The following is a 14,934-nucleotide window of genomic DNA, read 5'->3' on the forward strand; positions in this document are numbered from 1 at the left end:
AGAGGGAAACGATAATCAGAAGCTGTAGCTCGCCCCCAACTGATACGTCCGGTCACGCCCAATCCAGCAGTTTGTCGCGTCGTAGCAGGTCAGCGTCTCTTTGTTGGTGATGTTTTGCGCGCTGGCTTTCAGCGTTAATCCCTCCAGCGACGGCAGGATTTCCCCCATACGATAGGAGGCCGCCAGATCGTACTGCATGGTGCCGCCCAGTTTGCCCGCATCGTTGTTCGGTGAAATTTCCATGGGTCCGGTGTAGCGCGCCCCTGCCCCCAGCATCAGCCCTCTCAGCGGCGTGTTGTCAAAGGTGTAATCCCCCCACAGGTTGAACGCGTTCTCCGGCACCTGCGTTGGCCGTTTGCCCTGGTATTTGTCATCTTCGGTATTGATCAGATGGGTGTAGGCATAGTTGGCAATCAGGGTCACGTTATCCGCTGGGCGGCTGACGATTGAGAGCTCAGCCCCTTTAGATTCCACTTCTCCGGTCTGGCTGTAATTCAGGAAACCCGGATCGGAGGTGACGACATTTTTCTGACGGATATTAAATACCGAGGCGGTAAAGGTTGTGGCGTAATCCGCCAGCAGGTATTTGACCCCGCCTTCCACCTGCTTGCTGGTGGTTGGCTTCACATCTTTAGCCGTGAGCGTACCCTGCGGCGACACCGGGGCAAACCCTTCGGAGTAGCTGATGAACGGTGAAAGCCCATTCTCAAACGCGTAAAGCGCGCCCAGGCGTTTGGTCACGCGGTCCTGAGAGACCCACGCCTTGTCGCCATTCTGCATATAGTTGGTGGTTACCGAGCGGTAATCGTCATAACGCAGGCTGGCCAGCAGATTTAAACCGCCAAACTCCACCTGATCCTGCAGGTAATAGCCGTTTTGCTGATAGCTCAGACGATTTTTCTGCCCCGTATACAACCCGAGATCGCGTTCATTGATCTGCGAATAGTCAGGATTTCGCATATCGATGCCAGGCGTTGTTGAGGCATAACGGTAGTAGAAGTGAGAGTCCATCTTTTGATAGTCAAACCCGGCCAACAGGTGGTGTTTCCACTCTCCCAGCGCCACGGTTTTGGTTACCTGGTTATCGATGTTGAAGCTCTTCAGATCTTCATCCGTGGTGTAAGCAAACCGGTTAAGCTGGTATACCGCGCTCCCCGTCCCCGTGGCATAAACGCTGCGCTGGTGGGTGTCGACATCAAAGTACCGTGCTTTCTGGTTAAAGCCCCAGCCACTGTCAAACTCATGTTCAAAGCTGTAGCCCAGCATCCACTGACGCTGTTTGAAACCGCTCCACTCATCCCCGGCATAATCCCGGCGGTCGGCATATTTCGAGCGCAGATAAGCAAGCGGCAACGGGTTGGATGGAGACAGGCTCGGGGAGTTTTGCGCCAGTGCATCAACCGTAAGACGCGTTTTGCTGTCCGGCTCCCAGGTCACGGACGGGGCAACCAGATAATTTTCATAGCGCGTGGTATGGGGCTGATCGTCATTTTCCGTGGCTTTGCCCAGCAGTCGGTAGTTCCAGTCGCTGTCGGCAATTTGTCCGGTCGAGTCGAGATAACCCTCCTTCAGATTGCGATTGCCGGTGTTGAAACCCAACTCGGTATGGGCGGTTTTTTGTGGCTTTTTACCCTGAATATTTACCAGCCCCCCCGGGGAGCCACCGCCGTAGAGCACAGAAGATGGCCCTTTGAGGATATCAACGCTTTCAATCAGCAGTGGATCGATGCGCGCTTTGGTATTTCCGGTGACGTTATACGGCAGTTGCAGTCCGTTGTAGAACTCCTGGTCAACGGAAAAACCACGGATTTTATATTCGCTCATGTAGGTGGTATTGCCACGCAGCTCTGTCGAAACGCCCGGAACATAGCGCAGGATTTCGTTCACGGAGTTGGCATGGCGTTGCGCGATCTGCTGCGCAGAGACGGTATCGATCACCTGCGGCGTTTTACTTTCGGCAACGGCCGATTTGGTTGCGCTGTTTGTCCATGCAGGGAGAACGCTGCCCTGCTCAGAGCCGGTGACAAGAATGGTGGATTCTTCAGCAAATGCCTGTGCCTGTAATGCCAGCGTCACGGCTCCTGCCAACGCGCATACTGCAAAACGTGAGGTGTTCATAATGTCGTCTTGTGTTTATATGTAACTAGGAACGACAATTATTATCATTTCGATTAGCAAATCAATATCACGGCAAAAAAAACGGCCCTGTCGCGAGAGCCGTTTTGTGTCATCTATGCCCGTCGGAGCAACCTGAATATGCCCAGGACAACAATGGCGCCCACCACAGCCACAAGGAAACTGTGCAGGTCGAATCCACTGATGTCGCCCCCAAAGCCAAACATGGTCGCCAGCCAGCCGCCGACAACCGCACCAATAACCCCAAGAACACAGGTCAATATAAAGCCGCCGCCATCATTTCCCGGCATGATGAGTTTAGCGATAGCCCCGGCAATAAGACCAAAGATGATCCACGCGATAATACCCATAGCGATGCCCTCTTGCAGGTTTAACGCATGCGCAGAAAACCCTCCGCGCAGGTAACGTAAGTATAGGTCATCACGGTAAAACCGATTTCATCTCACCGACTTAACTTCTCTGTACTGCGAAAAAAACTCACCGGTTTGTATTAAGTTTCGTTTCACGCTGCCGATAACGCAGAGACAGTCTGTCATTTATCAAGGAGCCATCCGGCGTGAGTAATTACAGTGAGCAGTTCCTGAAGCAAAATCCGCTGGCTGTATTAGGGGTATTGCGCGACCTGCAAAAAGGCGAGGTGCCGCTGCGCATCAGCTGGTCAAACAATCAGTTCATCAGCAAGATCCTGGATGCTTCTGCAGAGAGGCTGGTCATTGACCTGGGCAGCCAGGAGCATGAAAACCGCGCCGCGCTGCGGGCGGAGAAAATCTCGGTGATGGCAGAAACGCACGGCGCAAAAGTGGAATTTGTCCTGCCGCGCCTGGAGCTGAGCGAATACGGTGGTCTTCCGGCGTTTGTCACCCCGCTGCCGGCCAACCTCTGGTTTGTTCAGCGCCGTGAATATTTTCGTATCAGTGCCCCGCTTCACCCTGCCTATTTTGGTAAGGCCAAAATGCCGGACAAAAAAGAGATCCGCTTTCGCCTTTTTGACCTCTCCCTGGGCGGCATGGGTGCGCTGATGGATACGCCAAAGCCTGACGGACTGGTAGAAGGCATGCGATTTACCCAAATCGAACTGGATATGGGAGGCTGGGGGCGTTTTTACTTTGATGCGCAGCTGATTGCCATCAGCGAGCGTAAGGTGGTCGACAGCAAAAATGAAACGATCGTCACGCCGCGTCTGAGCTTCCGCTTCCTGAACGTCGGGCCGGGCGCAGAGCGTGAACTGCAGCGGATTATCTATTCTCTGGAGCGAGAGGCGCGGGAGCGGGCGAATAAAGTGTTGTGACAGGAGCCGGGCAGCACACAGGCCGCCCGACAACGGCATTACATGGCATCCATTGCTTTCTGAACTTTCCAGATATAACGCGGAGCCTGTGGTGCCGGATGATTTTTCACCACGTGTTCAAAGAACTCGTCTTTGTCCATGTCGTTGATCTCTTCTATCGCCTCTTTACGGTCCGATGAGAACGTCCTGAGCAGCGCACCCGCGCCGTTCACGTAAGAGACCACCAGCGCATACTGCATCACTTCAGGATCCTCGATTCCCTTCAGCACGCCGTGTTCCAGAATGCTCAAATAGGCCGTGCCCATGGAGATGTTGCGTTCCGGGTTTTTCAGCTCGCTGGTTGACGGCTGACCACGCCAGCCCATATAGCGGTAGACCTCTCTCCCTGCGGTTGAGGCCTTAAGCTGCATCAGCCCCACGGCGTTAGATTTGCTGACAAGCGTTGGGTTACCGCCGGATTCCACGGCAATGATCGCCGTGATCAGTCGCGGGCTGACGCCCCAGGCCTTGCCTGCCTGTTCACTGATCGGCATCCACTGCATGGCCCGTTTTACAGGCACTTCCGGGTTCCATGCCGGGTTTTGATAGTCATGTTTTGAACTACAGCCAGCCAGCAACACAATCAAAAAAGCAAACCATCTCAATTTCACGTCATCTATCCTTATAGCCGGTCATCGCCCTTGAAGCAGGCAACGTATAAGCGGCATGATATAGACAATTAGATTCTCATTCAGCAAGGAATTGCCATGTCTCAGTTTCATCTTATCGCGCCGTCCGGGTACTGCATCAACCAGGAGGCGGCACAGCGGGGCGTTGAGCGCTTACTGGAACTCGGTTACCCGGTAGAAAATCAGACAATTATCCCCCGCCGCCAGCAGCGTTTTGCCGGTACGGAAGCGCAAAGGCTGAATGATATCAACAGCCTGGTGAACCTACAGGGTGAGAACAATATCGTGCTGGCGGTGCGCGGCGGCTATGGTGCGAGCCGGTTGCTGGAGAGTATTGACTGGCAAGGGCTGGCAAAGCGTCAGCAGCAGGATCCGCTGCTTATCTGCGGCCACAGCGACTTTACCGTAATCCAGCTCGGGCTGCTCGCGCTGCATAACGTGGTGACCTTCAGCGGCCCGATGCTGGCCGGTAATTTCGGGGCACCCGAGCTTGACCCATTTACGGTGGAACACTTCTGGCGCGCCCTGAAAAACCCGACCTACAGCGTTGAGTGGCAGGGCAACGGGCCGCACTGGTCGTGTGAAGGACAACTCTGGGGCGGAAATCTGGCAATGCTGGTGTCGCTCATTGGAACGCCATGGCTGCCGCAAATTGACGGCGGCATTCTGGTGCTGGAAGATATCAATGAACATCCGTTCCGCGTCGAGCGCATGTTATTGCAGCTGTATTACGCCGGTATTCTGGAACGTCAATCCGCGGTTATTCTTGGCAGTTTTACCGGTGCCGCACCGAATGACTATGACGCAGGATACTCGCTGGAAACAATGGTCGATTTCATCCGCTCACGCCTTGATATTCCTGTTATTACCGGGCTGGACTTCGGCCACGAGCAGCAAACCGTCACCCTGGCGTTAGGCGCGCAGGCCACCCTGAAGCATGATGAAACGGGCAGTCGGTTAACGATTGGGGGTCATCCGGTCTTAAAGGCATAAAAAAGCCGTTAATCCCCCTCAATAAACCGCTGTTTCCGTCGTTAATATGTTAGGGTTTTAGTAACAGCATTAACATTGAGGTGGGAGTAAGACAACATTGGATGCCACAGCGATAATCAGTCTTTTCATTCTGGGTTCTGTGCTCGTAACCTGTAGTATTTTATTAAGTTCATTTTCATCGCGTCTCGGCATACCTATTCTTGTTATTTTCCTTGCCATCGGCATGCTGGCGGGTGTCGATGGTATCGGCGGTATTCCTTTCGATAACTACCCTTTCGCTTACATGATCAGTAACCTTGCGCTGGCGGTGATCCTGCTCGACGGCGGGATGCGCACCCAGGCGAGCTCATTTCGCGTGGCGCTGGGGCCTGCCCTGTCGCTGGCGACGGTCGGGGTGTTAATTACCTCCGGTCTGACCGGCATGATGGCGGCGTGGCTGTTCCATCTCGATCTGATGGAAGGTTTACTGATTGGCGCGATTGTCGGCTCAACCGACGCGGCGGCGGTGTTTTCCCTGCTGGGGGGCAAAGGGTTGAACGAACGCGTCGGCTCCACGCTTGAGATTGAATCCGGCAGTAACGATCCGATGGCGGTATTTCTCACCATCACGCTGATAGAGATGATCCAGCAGCATGAAACAGGCTTAAGCTGGATGTTTGTCCTGCATATCCTGCAGCAGTTCGGCCTGGGGATTGCGCTCGGCCTGGCCGGGGGTTACCTGCTTCAGCAGACGATCAACCGGATATCGCTGCCTTCGGGGCTCTACCCGCTGCTTGCCCTGAGCGGCGGCATTCTGATTTTTGCCGTCACCACTGCGCTGAACGGCAGCGGGATCCTCGCGGTTTATCTTTGCGGCTTCCTGCTGGGCAATCGCCCTATTCGCAACCGTCACGCCATTTTGCAGAACTTCGACGGGCTGGCCTGGCTGGCGCAAATCGGGATGTTCCTCGTGCTGGGCCTGCTGGTGACGCCGTCAGACCTGCTGCCGATTGCCGTTCCGGCGCTGATTTTATCGGCGTGGATGATCTTCTTCGCCCGTCCCCTGTCGGTGTTTGCCGGTCTGCTGCCGTTTCGCGGCTTCAACCTGCGCGAACGCGTCTTTATCAGCTGGGTGGGGCTGCGCGGCGCGGTACCCATTATCCTGGCTGTCTTCCCGATGATGGCCGGACTGGATAACGCGCGGCTGTTCTTTAACGTCGCCTTCTTCGTGGTGCTGATCTCGCTGCTGTTCCAGGGAACCTCGCTCGGGTGGGCGGCGAAAAAAGCCAAAGTGGTGGTTCCTCCCGTGGGCTGGCCGGTTTCCCGCGTGGGGCTGGATATTCACCCGGAAAACCCGTGGGAACAGTTTGTTTACCAGCTCAGCGCCGATAAATGGTGCGTGGGGGCATCGCTGCGCGATTTGCACATGCCTGCGGAAACGCGAATTGCCGCTCTGTTCCGCGATAATGTCCTGCTGCACCCTACCGGCAGCACCCGGCTACGCGAAGGCGATATACTGTGTGTGATTGGCCGCGAGCGGGACCTGCCCGCCCTGGGTAAACTGTTCAGCCAGTCGCCTCCGGTGGCGCTGGATCAGCGTTTCTTCGGCGATTTTATTCTGGAAGCCAGCGCCAGGTTTGCGGACGTGGCCCTGATTTATGGGCTGGATGAAGGTGCTGAAGGCGACGATAATCAGCAAACGCTGGGCGAAATCATCCAGCAGCGCCTTGGTGCGGCCCCGGTTGTGGGTGACCAGGTGGAGTTTGCCGGGATGATCTGGACCGTAGCAGAGAAAGAAGATAACGCAGTGCGGAAAGTCGGTTTGCGGCCGATGGAAGAGGACGTGGAGTAGTGGTTTTTTGCCGGGTGGCGCTGACGCTTACCCGGCACACAGACACGTTACACCGTCACAACCGGCACTCTTGGGGCTAGCGCGCACATCAGTTCATACCCTACCGTCCCCGCCGCGGCAGCCACGTCATCAATTTTGACTTCGTTACCCCACAGCTCGACCGGGGAACCAATGCCCGCCTGCGGACATGGCGTGAGATCAACGGCCAGCATATCCATGGAGACGGTGCCCACCGTTCCCGTACGCACCCCGTCTACCCAGACTGGCGTGCCGCTCGGCGCGATACGCGGGTAGCCGTCAGCATAACCGCCCGCCACAATACCAATCCGTTGCTCGCCTGTCGCCCGGTAACGGCTGCCATAGCCCACCGTGTCGCCGGCCTTCAGCGTCTGCACACCGATGATTTCGCTGCGCAGGGTCATCACCGGCTTAAGGCCACTGTTGGCGATATCCTGCCACTGGCCTGAGGGAGAGGCGCCATAAAGGACAATGCCAGGACGCACCCAGTTATAATGCGCCTCAGGATGCCACAGCGTGGCCGCTGAGTTGGAGAGCGAACGTGGGCAATCCAGCCCTTCTGCCGCCTGCTCAATGCGCACCATCGCATCGGCAATACCGTCCGGTTTTTCCGCATCGGCAAAATGCGCCATCAGCGTCATTTCGCCCACGTTCTTCAGGGCGCGCAGCTGTTGCCATACCGTATGGACCCGCTCAGGCTGGAAGCCCAGGCGGTTCATACCGCTATTCACCTTGAGATAAATATCCAGCGGTGCATGCAGTTTTGCATCCTGAATCGCTTTAATTTGCCAGTTGCTGTGAACGCTGGTGGTCAGCCGGTACTTATCCAGCAGCGGCAGATCGTCGGCGTGGAAGAACCCCTCAAGCAACAGAATGGGCCCTTTCCAGCCGCGCTCGCGCAGCAGAATGGCCTCTTCCAGATTCAGTAACGCAAAACCGTCGGTGGCGCTGAGCGCACTCCAGATACGATCGATACCGTGGCCGTAGGCATTGGCTTTCACCACCGACCAGACGCGTGAACCTGGCGCCGCCCGGCGAACAATTTGCAGGTTATCCTTCAGGGCCTGCAAATCGAGCTGAGCCAGAACAGGACGGGACATGACAACTCCTTAGTTATGCGCGCCGTGCAGGTGCTGTGGACGCGAAGGGGTAAACCCCGATTGATAGCGTGCGGCACTTAAATCGTCAAACGGAATTGCCGGCGTGCGCCCGGATATCAAATCGCTAAGCAGCTGGCCAGAGCCGCAGGCCATTGTCCAGCCAAGCGTACCGTGACCGGTATTGGTCCACAGGTTTTTGAACGGCGTACGGCCAACAATTGGCGTGCCGTCTGGCGTCATTGGACGCAGCCCGGTCCAGAAGGTTGCCTGCTCGACAAAACCGCCACGCGGGAACAGGTCGCCCACCACCATCTCCAGCGTTTCACGGCGCGGCTTCAGCAGCTCGGTGTTAAAGCCGACAATCTCCGCCATCCCGCCAACGCGGATGCGGTTATCAAAGCGGGTAATGGCGATTTTGTAGGTTTCATCCAGAATGGTGGAAACTGGCGCCCCGCTGTCCTCTTTTACCGGAATGGTCAGGGAGTAGCCCTTCAGCGGGTAAACCGGAATGTCGAGAATGCCCTTCAGCATCGCGGTGGAATAGGAGCCAAACGCCATGACGTAGGCATCCGCTTTAATGACTTCATCGCCACACTTCACGCCGTAGATACTGCCGCCTTCTGACAGCAGTTTGTCGACCGCGGTATTAAAGCGGAATTTCACCCCCGCCTGCTCGCACATCTGCGCGAGACGCTGCGTAAAAAGCTGGCAGTCGCCGGTTTCATCATTCGGCAAACGCAGGCCGCCCGTCAGCTTGTGCGACACTTCTGCCAGCGCCGGTTCAACCTGCCCAAGCTGGCTGGCTTCGAGCAGTTGATACGGTACGCCCGCATCTTCCAGCACGGCAATATCACGGGTGGCGTTTTCATACTGTTGCGCGGTGCGGAACAGCTGCAGCGTGCCGCCCTGACGACCTTCGTACTCAATACCGGTGGAGGCGCGCAGTGCTTTCAGGCAGTCACGGCTGTATTCCGCCAGACGCACCATCCGACCTTTGTTTTCCATGTAGTGCCGGGTGTCGCAGTTGCGCAGCATCTGCCACATCCACTTCAGCTGGAACTGGGTGCCGTCGAGGCTGATGGCCAGCGGCGCATGGCGCTGGAACATCCACTTAATTGCCTTCAGCGGAACGCCGGGTGCCGCCCACGGCGCGGCATAGCCCGGAGAGATCTGTCCGGCGTTCGCCGCACTGGTTTCCAGCGCAGGCCCTGACTCACGATCGATAACGGTCACGTCATGTCCCGCCTGACTTAAATACCAGGCGCTGGTTACGCCAACGACACCACTTCCCAGTATGACAACACGCATAGCCACTCCATATGTGCAAAAGAACAATCTTCTAATTACAGATTGATAACCTAGTTGAAAATATTATTCAACATACGACTTTTTTATGGTGACTTACCTCACACATCCCCCAGCATCAGGGGATGAGGCGAATTTGGGATCTCCTGCTGCGCGTTATTTTTAACCAGTATAAAATTCTGTGAAGACCGCTTTTATTGCCGCATCAAAAACGGGAAATCGCAAAGAAAAAATTTCTGCTCCAGCACGCTTTTTAACACGGTGATCTATGCTTATCAGGAGGCTCTCCAGACAGAGAGAGCTCCCACAACGAGGGCGCGCTAATGGCTACTATTGATTCCCTGAATAAGGACAGCACACGTCTGAGCGATGGACCCGACTGGACCTTCGAGTTACTGGATGTCTATCTCGCCGAAATCGACCGGGTGGCAAAACTGTATCGTCTGGATACTTATCCCCATCAGATTGAAGTCATTACGTCCGAGCAGATGATGGACGCCTACTCCAGCGTCGGGATGCCGATCAATTATCCGCACTGGTCGTTTGGTAAAAAATTCATTGAAACGGAGCGCTTATATAAGCACGGCCAGCAGGGGCTGGCGTATGAGATCGTGATCAACTCCAATCCGTGTATTGCCTACCTGATGGAAGAGAACACCATTACCATGCAGGCGCTGGTGATGGCGCATGCCTGCTACGGGCATAACTCGTTCTTCAAGAATAACTACCTGTTCCGCAGCTGGACGGATGCCAGCTCGATTGTCGATTACCTGATCTTCGCGCGTAAGTACATTACCGACTGCGAAGAGCGCTACGGCGTGGACGAAGTGGAGAAACTGCTCGACTCCTGTCACGCGCTGATGAACTACGGCGTTGATCGTTACAAACGTCCACAGAAAATCTCCCTTCAGGAGGAGAAAGCGCGGCAGAAAAGCCGCGAAGAGTATCTGCAAAGCCAGGTGAATATGCTGTGGCGCACCCTGCCGAAACGTGAAGAAGAGAAAGCGGTTGCCGAAGCGCGTCGCTACCCGTCTGAGCCGCAGGAAAACCTGCTCTATTTTATGGAGAAAAACGCGCCGCTGCTGGAGCCGTGGCAGCGTGAGATCCTGCGCATCGTGCGTAAGGTCAGCCAGTATTTCTATCCGCAGAAACAGACCCAGGTGATGAACGAAGGCTGGGCCACCTTCTGGCATTACACCATCCTTAACCATCTGTACGATGAAGGGAAAGTCACCGAGCGGTTCATGATGGAGTTCCTGCACAGCCATACAAACGTGGTGTTCCAGCCGCCTTACAACAGCCCGTGGTATAGCGGCATTAACCCGTACGCGCTCGGCTTTGCGATGTTCCAGGACATTAAACGCATCTGCCAGTCGCCAACGGAAGAAGATAAATACTGGTTCCCGGATATCGCCGGCTCTGACTGGCTGGAAACGCTGCATTTCGCGATGCGTGACTTTAAGGATGAGAGCTTCATCAGCCAGTTTATGTCGCCGAAGATTATGCGTGATTTCCGCTTCTTCACCGTGCTGGATGACGACCGCAATAACTACCTGGAGATTTCGGCGATCCATAACGAGGAAGGCTACCGTGAGATCCGCTCTCGCCTCTCCTCCCAGTACAACCTGAGCAACCTTGAACCCAACATTCAGGTATGGAACGTGGATTTACGCGGCGATCGCTCCCTGACGCTGCGCTATATTCCGCACAACCGGGCGCCGCTGGATAAAGGACGCAAAGAGGTGCTGAAGCATGTGCATCGCCTGTGGGGCTTTGATGTGCTGCTGGAGCAGCAGAATGAAGATGGCAGCGTGGAGCTGCTGGAACGTTGCCCGGCGCGGTTGAATACGCTCTAATGCGGGCCTTTTTGCGCCCGGTGGCGCTTCGCTTACCGGGCCTACATGCACCGTAGGTCGGGTAAGGCGTAGCCGCCACCCGACGAAAAAAACCTCTCACTTGAGAGGTTTTTTATTTCAGCGGCCCTGAATGGCTAAATCACCCGGCAGTGTTTTCTGCATCCGGTGCCAGATTTCACCGGAATCGTGGCCGTAACGGCGCACCGTTTCATATACCTGATCGTGCAGGCCTTCAGTACAGAGCTTGCTGAGTTTATGGTAGAAGCCCAGCGCCAGGCTGCGCGCCTCGGGGTTGGCAAAGTAGTGGCGACCGATACGGGTATACAGCCCTTTCATGCCGTTCAGGATCAGACCGTACACCGGGTTACCGGAGGCAAACGCCAGTCCGCGGAAAACGTTGTAATCGAGCGTGGCAAAGGCATCCGCGTGATCTTCCACTTCGTTCGCGCTGGCAAGCACCTGCAGCGCGTCTTCCGGATGCTGACGAAAAGCGGTACGAATAAAGATTGTCGCAATGTTGGTACGCACCGAGAGCAGATTGTCGATCAGCTGTGGCACGCTTTCGTGATCGAGGCGCGCCAGCGTTTCAAGAATGTTCAGCCCGGAAGTTTCCCAGAAGTTGTTTACTTTCGTTGGCTTACCGTGCTGGATCGTCAACCAGCCATCGCGCGCCAGTCGCTGGAGCACTTCACGCAGCGTGGTGCGAGTGACGCCAATCAGTTCAGAGAGTTCGCGTTCAGCCGGAAGAATGGATCCCGCAGGGAAGCGATTATTCCAGATGCTTTCAATGATGTACTCTTCCGCGAAACCCGCCGGGCTCTGCGCCTTAATGACCATAGTGAGATTTCCATTACACAGCTTTTGCAAATTGCACTCATCATACCAGAGGCATGCAGTGGCAGGTAGCGCGTGAAAGAGAGAAAAGAGGGATCGCTGTTTTATTTTCGTGAAATTTACAATACACGCTTATCCGCCTCTGCCCCGCGTTTTTTGCGTATACTGATGTTTTGTTTTACCTGACGGGGAAGGACGTCTGTTGTGGAAATTTCTTTTGGGCGCGCGCTGTGGCGCAATTTTTTAGGCCAGTCTCCTGACTGGTACAAACTGATACTTCTGGTTTTCCTGGTTGTTAATCCCATTATTTTTAGTATCACTCCGTTCGTCGCCGGGTGGCTGCTGGTGGCGGAGTTTATCTTCACCCTGGCCATGGCGCTGAAATGTTATCCCCTGCTGCCGGGTGGTTTGCTGGCTTTTGAAGCCGTGGTTATCGGTATGACGAGCGCAGAGCATGTCAAAGCCGAGCTGGCATCCAACCTTGAAGTGCTTCTGCTGCTGATCTTCATGGTGGCCGGTATCTACTTTATGAAACAGCTGCTGCTGTTTATCTTCACCCGCCTGTTGCTCAGCATTCCGTCTAAAACGATGCTGTCGCTGGCGTTCTGCCTTGCTGCCGCATTCCTTTCGGCCTTCCTGGATGCGCTAACCGTCGTGGCGGTGGTCATCAGCGTTGCCGTCGGGTTTTACGGCATTTATCACCGCGTGGCGTCGTCCCGTCCGGGCGAGGATTTGCAGGACGACAGCCACGTCGAGGCGCATAACCGTGAGGTGCTGGAACAGTTCCGCGCGTTTCTGCGCAGCCTGATGATGCACGCAGGCGTCGGTACCGCATTAGGTGGCGTGATGACCATGGTAGGTGAGCCGCAAAACCTGATCATCGCCAAAGCGGCTGAGTGGCATTTTGGCGAGTTTTTCCTGCGCATGGCACCGGTCAGCCTGCCCGTGTTCGTCTGCGGGTTAGCGACCTGTATCCTGGTCGAGAAATTCAACGTTTTCGGCTACGGTGCGCAGTTGCCTGAGCCAGTTCGCAAAGAGCTGCATAAATTTGACGAGCAGAACCGTACGCAGCGCACGCGCCAGGAGACGCTGCGTCTGATTGCGCAGGGGATCATCGGTATCTGGCTTATCGTCGCGCTGGCTTTCCATCTTGCCGAAGTCGGGCTGATTGGTCTTTCGGTTATTATTCTTGCGACGACCTTTAGCGGGGTAACGGATGAACATGCTATCGGTAAAGCCTTTACCGAAGCCCTGCCGTTTACCGCGCTGCTGGCGGTCTTCTTTGCGGTGGTGGCGGTGATTATCGACCAACACCTGTTCGCCCCGATTATTACTTTTGTACTGCAGGCGGCGCCCGACGCGCAGCTGTCGCTCTTCTATCTATTCAATGGCCTGCTGTCGTCCATCTCCGATAACGTTTTTGTCGGCACGGTCTACATCAATGAAGCCAAAGCGGCGATGGAAGAAGGCATTATCAACGCCGGGCAGTTCGAGCTGCTGGCGGTTGCCATTAATACCGGCACCAACCTGCCGTCGGTGGCGACGCCAAACGGACAGGCCGCTTTCCTGTTCCTGCTGACCTCAGCCCTCGCGCCACTCATACGTCTTTCTTATGGAAAGATGGTCTGGATGGCGCTGCCCTATACGCTGGTGCTCACCATTGTGGGATTGCTTTGCGTCAAAATTACCCTCATTCCCTGTACGCAATGGCTGATGCAAGCGGGTATACTTGCGGCGCATTAAAATTCGTTTACACTGCGCTTTCTAAGCATGTTCCAGGGAAATGATTATGTTGAGATTTTTAAACCAGTGCTCCCGCGGTCGCGGAGCATGGTTGTTAATGGCCCTGACCGCCTTTGTGCTGGAAATGGTCGCGCTGTGGTTCCAGCATGTGATGGGACTCAAACCCTGCGTGCTCTGTATCTACGAGCGCTGCGCGCTGTTTGGCGTCATGGGCGCGGGTCTGTTGGGTGCAATTGCACCAAAAACACCGCTCCGTTACGTCGCTATCGCGGTCTGGCTGTACAGCGTCTGGAAAGGGATTGAGCTTTCCTGGCAGCACACCATGATGCAGTTGCACCCGTCGCCGTTTATGACCTGTGATTTCGCTGCCCGCTTCCCGAGCTGGTTGCCGCTGGATAAATGGCTGCCGCAGGTGTTTGTCGCGTCCGGTGACTGCTCAGTACGTCAGTGGGAATTCCTGTCGCTGGAGATGCCGCAGTGGCTGGTGGGCATTTTTGTGGCCTACTTCGTCGTGGCGCTGCTGGTGCTGATTGCTCAGCCGTTTAAGCCGAAGAAGCGCGATCTGTTCGGAAGGTAAAAGCAAAACGGCAACGATAGTTGCCGTTTTTAGTTTTTGCGCCCTCTCCCGTGGGAGAGGGTTGGGGTGAGGGCATCAGGCCGCACCCCAATAAAAACCCGCCTCGGCGGGTTTTTATTTATCACCGGGTCGGGTGATTCATAATGTGGTCTTCCCAGTCCCGCACCTCGGACTCTTTCACCGCGATGTGACGCACAGAGATACGCTCGCCGTGCATGGCCGCTTTAGAGCCGGTCAGCAAGGGGTGCCATGTCGGCAGATCCTTCCCTTCCGCCAGCAGGCGATACGCGCAGGTATGCGGCAGCCATTCAAACGTCGGCAGGTTCTCACGGGTGAGCTTAATGCAGTCCGGCTCGAACTCGAAGCGGCGCTCGTAGTTGCGGCACTGGCAGGTTTTGATGTTTAACTGCTTACAGGCAACGTTGGTGAAATAGATTTCATCAGTGTCTTCATCCATGAGCTTATGCAGGCAGCACTGCCCGCAGCCGTCACATAACGACTCCCACTCCACGTCTGTCATTTCGTCGAGAGTTTTGCGTTGCCAGAAAGGGATGTCGTTCATCAGAATGTCCACACGTCAAAAGA

At 55.5% G+C, this 14,934-nt stretch carries 13 protein-coding genes; 6 read left to right on the top strand and 7 right to left on the bottom strand.

Annotated elements, in window-relative coordinates; all coding sequences use genetic code 11:
• Positions 1-15: 15 nt before the first annotated feature.
• Complete coding sequence (locus APU11_RS20605) at positions 16-2,118, bottom strand: TonB-dependent siderophore receptor (RefSeq protein WP_029882291.1); 2,103 nt, start codon at positions 2,116-2,118, stop codon at positions 16-18.
• Positions 2,119-2,231: 113 nt separating this feature from the next.
• Positions 2,232-2,486 (bottom strand): GlsB/YeaQ/YmgE family stress response membrane protein, encoded by a 255-nt coding sequence (locus tag APU11_RS20610; protein ID WP_020690853.1) that lies wholly within the window; start codon positions 2,484-2,486, stop codon positions 2,232-2,234.
• Between the two features lie 206 nt (positions 2,487-2,692).
• Between APU11_RS20610 and APU11_RS20615 the strand changes: the two genes are divergently transcribed.
• Positions 2,693-3,424, top strand: a complete 732-nt coding sequence (locus APU11_RS20615; RefSeq protein WP_023621730.1) for a flagellar brake protein — start codon at positions 2,693-2,695, stop codon at positions 3,422-3,424.
• A 38-nt stretch (positions 3,425-3,462) separates the two neighbouring features.
• Here APU11_RS20615 and emtA read toward each other — a convergent pair whose 3' ends face one another.
• Positions 3,463-4,074: a membrane-bound lytic murein transglycosylase EmtA gene (gene emtA / locus APU11_RS20620; protein ID WP_023621731.1), complete on the bottom strand. Its 612-nt coding sequence runs from the start codon at positions 4,072-4,074 to the stop codon at positions 3,463-3,465.
• Between the two features lie 96 nt (positions 4,075-4,170).
• Here emtA and ldcA point away from each other — a divergent pair, with 96 nt between their 5' ends.
• Together ldcA and APU11_RS20630 are read left to right on the top strand one after the other, a co-directional pair.
• Positions 4,171-5,085, top strand: coding sequence for a muramoyltetrapeptide carboxypeptidase (gene ldcA / locus APU11_RS20625; RefSeq protein WP_020690850.1), 915 nt, complete (start codon positions 4,171-4,173; stop codon positions 5,083-5,085).
• 97 nt (positions 5,086-5,182) lie between these two features.
• Entirely contained in the window at positions 5,183-6,916 is a 1,734-nt protein-coding gene (locus APU11_RS20630) for a potassium/proton antiporter (protein ID WP_013096157.1), read from the top strand.
• 47 nt (positions 6,917-6,963) lie between these two features.
• Here APU11_RS20630 and dadX read toward each other — a convergent pair whose 3' ends face one another.
• Positions 6,964-8,034 (bottom strand): catabolic alanine racemase DadX, encoded by a 1,071-nt coding sequence (dadX, locus tag APU11_RS20635; RefSeq protein ID WP_013096156.1) that lies wholly within the window; start codon positions 8,032-8,034, stop codon positions 6,964-6,966.
• A 9-nt stretch (positions 8,035-8,043) separates the two neighbouring features.
• Positions 8,044-9,342, bottom strand: a complete 1,299-nt coding sequence (locus APU11_RS20640; RefSeq protein WP_014832348.1) for a D-amino acid dehydrogenase — start codon at positions 9,340-9,342, stop codon at positions 8,044-8,046.
• 320 nt (positions 9,343-9,662) lie between these two features.
• On the opposite strand from APU11_RS20640, the gene APU11_RS20650 reads away from it, so the two are divergent.
• On the top strand, positions 9,663-11,195 hold the full coding sequence (locus tag APU11_RS20650; protein WP_013096153.1) for a SpoVR family protein: 1,533 nt from the start codon (positions 9,663-9,665) through the stop codon (positions 11,193-11,195).
• 117 nt (positions 11,196-11,312) lie between these two features.
• Here the strand turns inward: APU11_RS20650 and fadR are convergent, their stop codons facing one another.
• Complete coding sequence (gene fadR / locus APU11_RS20655; protein ID WP_013096152.1) at positions 11,313-12,032, bottom strand: fatty acid metabolism transcriptional regulator FadR; 720 nt, start codon at positions 12,030-12,032, stop codon at positions 11,313-11,315.
• Positions 12,033-12,233: 201 nt separating this feature from the next.
• Here fadR and nhaB point away from each other — a divergent pair, with 201 nt between their 5' ends.
• Together nhaB and dsbB are read left to right on the top strand one after the other, a co-directional pair.
• Entirely contained in the window at positions 12,234-13,772 is a 1,539-nt protein-coding gene (gene nhaB, locus APU11_RS20660; RefSeq protein ID WP_058650793.1) for a Na(+)/H(+) antiporter NhaB, read from the top strand.
• Positions 13,773-13,818: 46 nt separating this feature from the next.
• A complete protein-coding gene (dsbB, locus tag APU11_RS20665; protein WP_058650794.1) occupies positions 13,819-14,349 on the top strand; it encodes a disulfide bond formation protein DsbB in 531 nt (176 codons plus the stop codon).
• Positions 14,350-14,470: 121 nt separating this feature from the next.
• Here dsbB and APU11_RS20670 read toward each other — a convergent pair whose 3' ends face one another.
• Positions 14,471-14,911: a YcgN family cysteine cluster protein gene (locus APU11_RS20670; protein WP_014832353.1), complete on the bottom strand. Its 441-nt coding sequence runs from the start codon at positions 14,909-14,911 to the stop codon at positions 14,471-14,473.
• Positions 14,912-14,934 lie beyond the last annotated feature (23 nt).

Origin of the sequence: Enterobacter sp. 50793107 (genome assembly GCF_001463365.1) — a bacterium.
Taxonomy (GTDB): Bacteria; Pseudomonadota; Gammaproteobacteria; order Enterobacterales; family Enterobacteriaceae; genus Enterobacter; species Enterobacter cloacae.

Excerpts from the sequence above, each read along its gene's own strand:
- APU11_RS20605 (WP_029882291.1), bottom strand. The coding sequence starts at position 2,118 with ATGAACACCTCACGTTTTGCAGTATGCGCGTTGGCAGGAGCCGTGACG.
- APU11_RS20610 (WP_020690853.1), bottom strand. The coding sequence starts at position 2,486 with ATGGGTATTATCGCGTGGATCATCTTTGGTCTTATTGCCGGGGCTATC.
- ldcA (WP_020690850.1), top strand. The coding sequence starts at position 4,171 with ATGTCTCAGTTTCATCTTATCGCGCCGTCCGGGTACTGCATCAACCAG.
- dadX (WP_013096156.1), bottom strand. The coding sequence starts at position 8,034 with ATGTCCCGTCCTGTTCTGGCTCAGCTCGATTTGCAGGCCCTGAAGGAT.
- APU11_RS20640 (WP_014832348.1), bottom strand. The coding sequence starts at position 9,342 with ATGCGTGTTGTCATACTGGGAAGTGGTGTCGTTGGCGTAACCAGCGCC.
- APU11_RS20650 (WP_013096153.1), top strand. The coding sequence starts at position 9,663 with ATGGCTACTATTGATTCCCTGAATAAGGACAGCACACGTCTGAGCGAT.
- fadR (WP_013096152.1), bottom strand. The coding sequence starts at position 12,032 with ATGGTCATTAAGGCGCAGAGCCCGGCGGGTTTCGCGGAAGAGTACATC.
- dsbB (WP_058650794.1), top strand. The coding sequence starts at position 13,819 with ATGTTGAGATTTTTAAACCAGTGCTCCCGCGGTCGCGGAGCATGGTTG.
- APU11_RS20670 (WP_014832353.1), bottom strand. The coding sequence starts at position 14,911 with ATGAACGACATCCCTTTCTGGCAACGCAAAACTCTCGACGAAATGACA.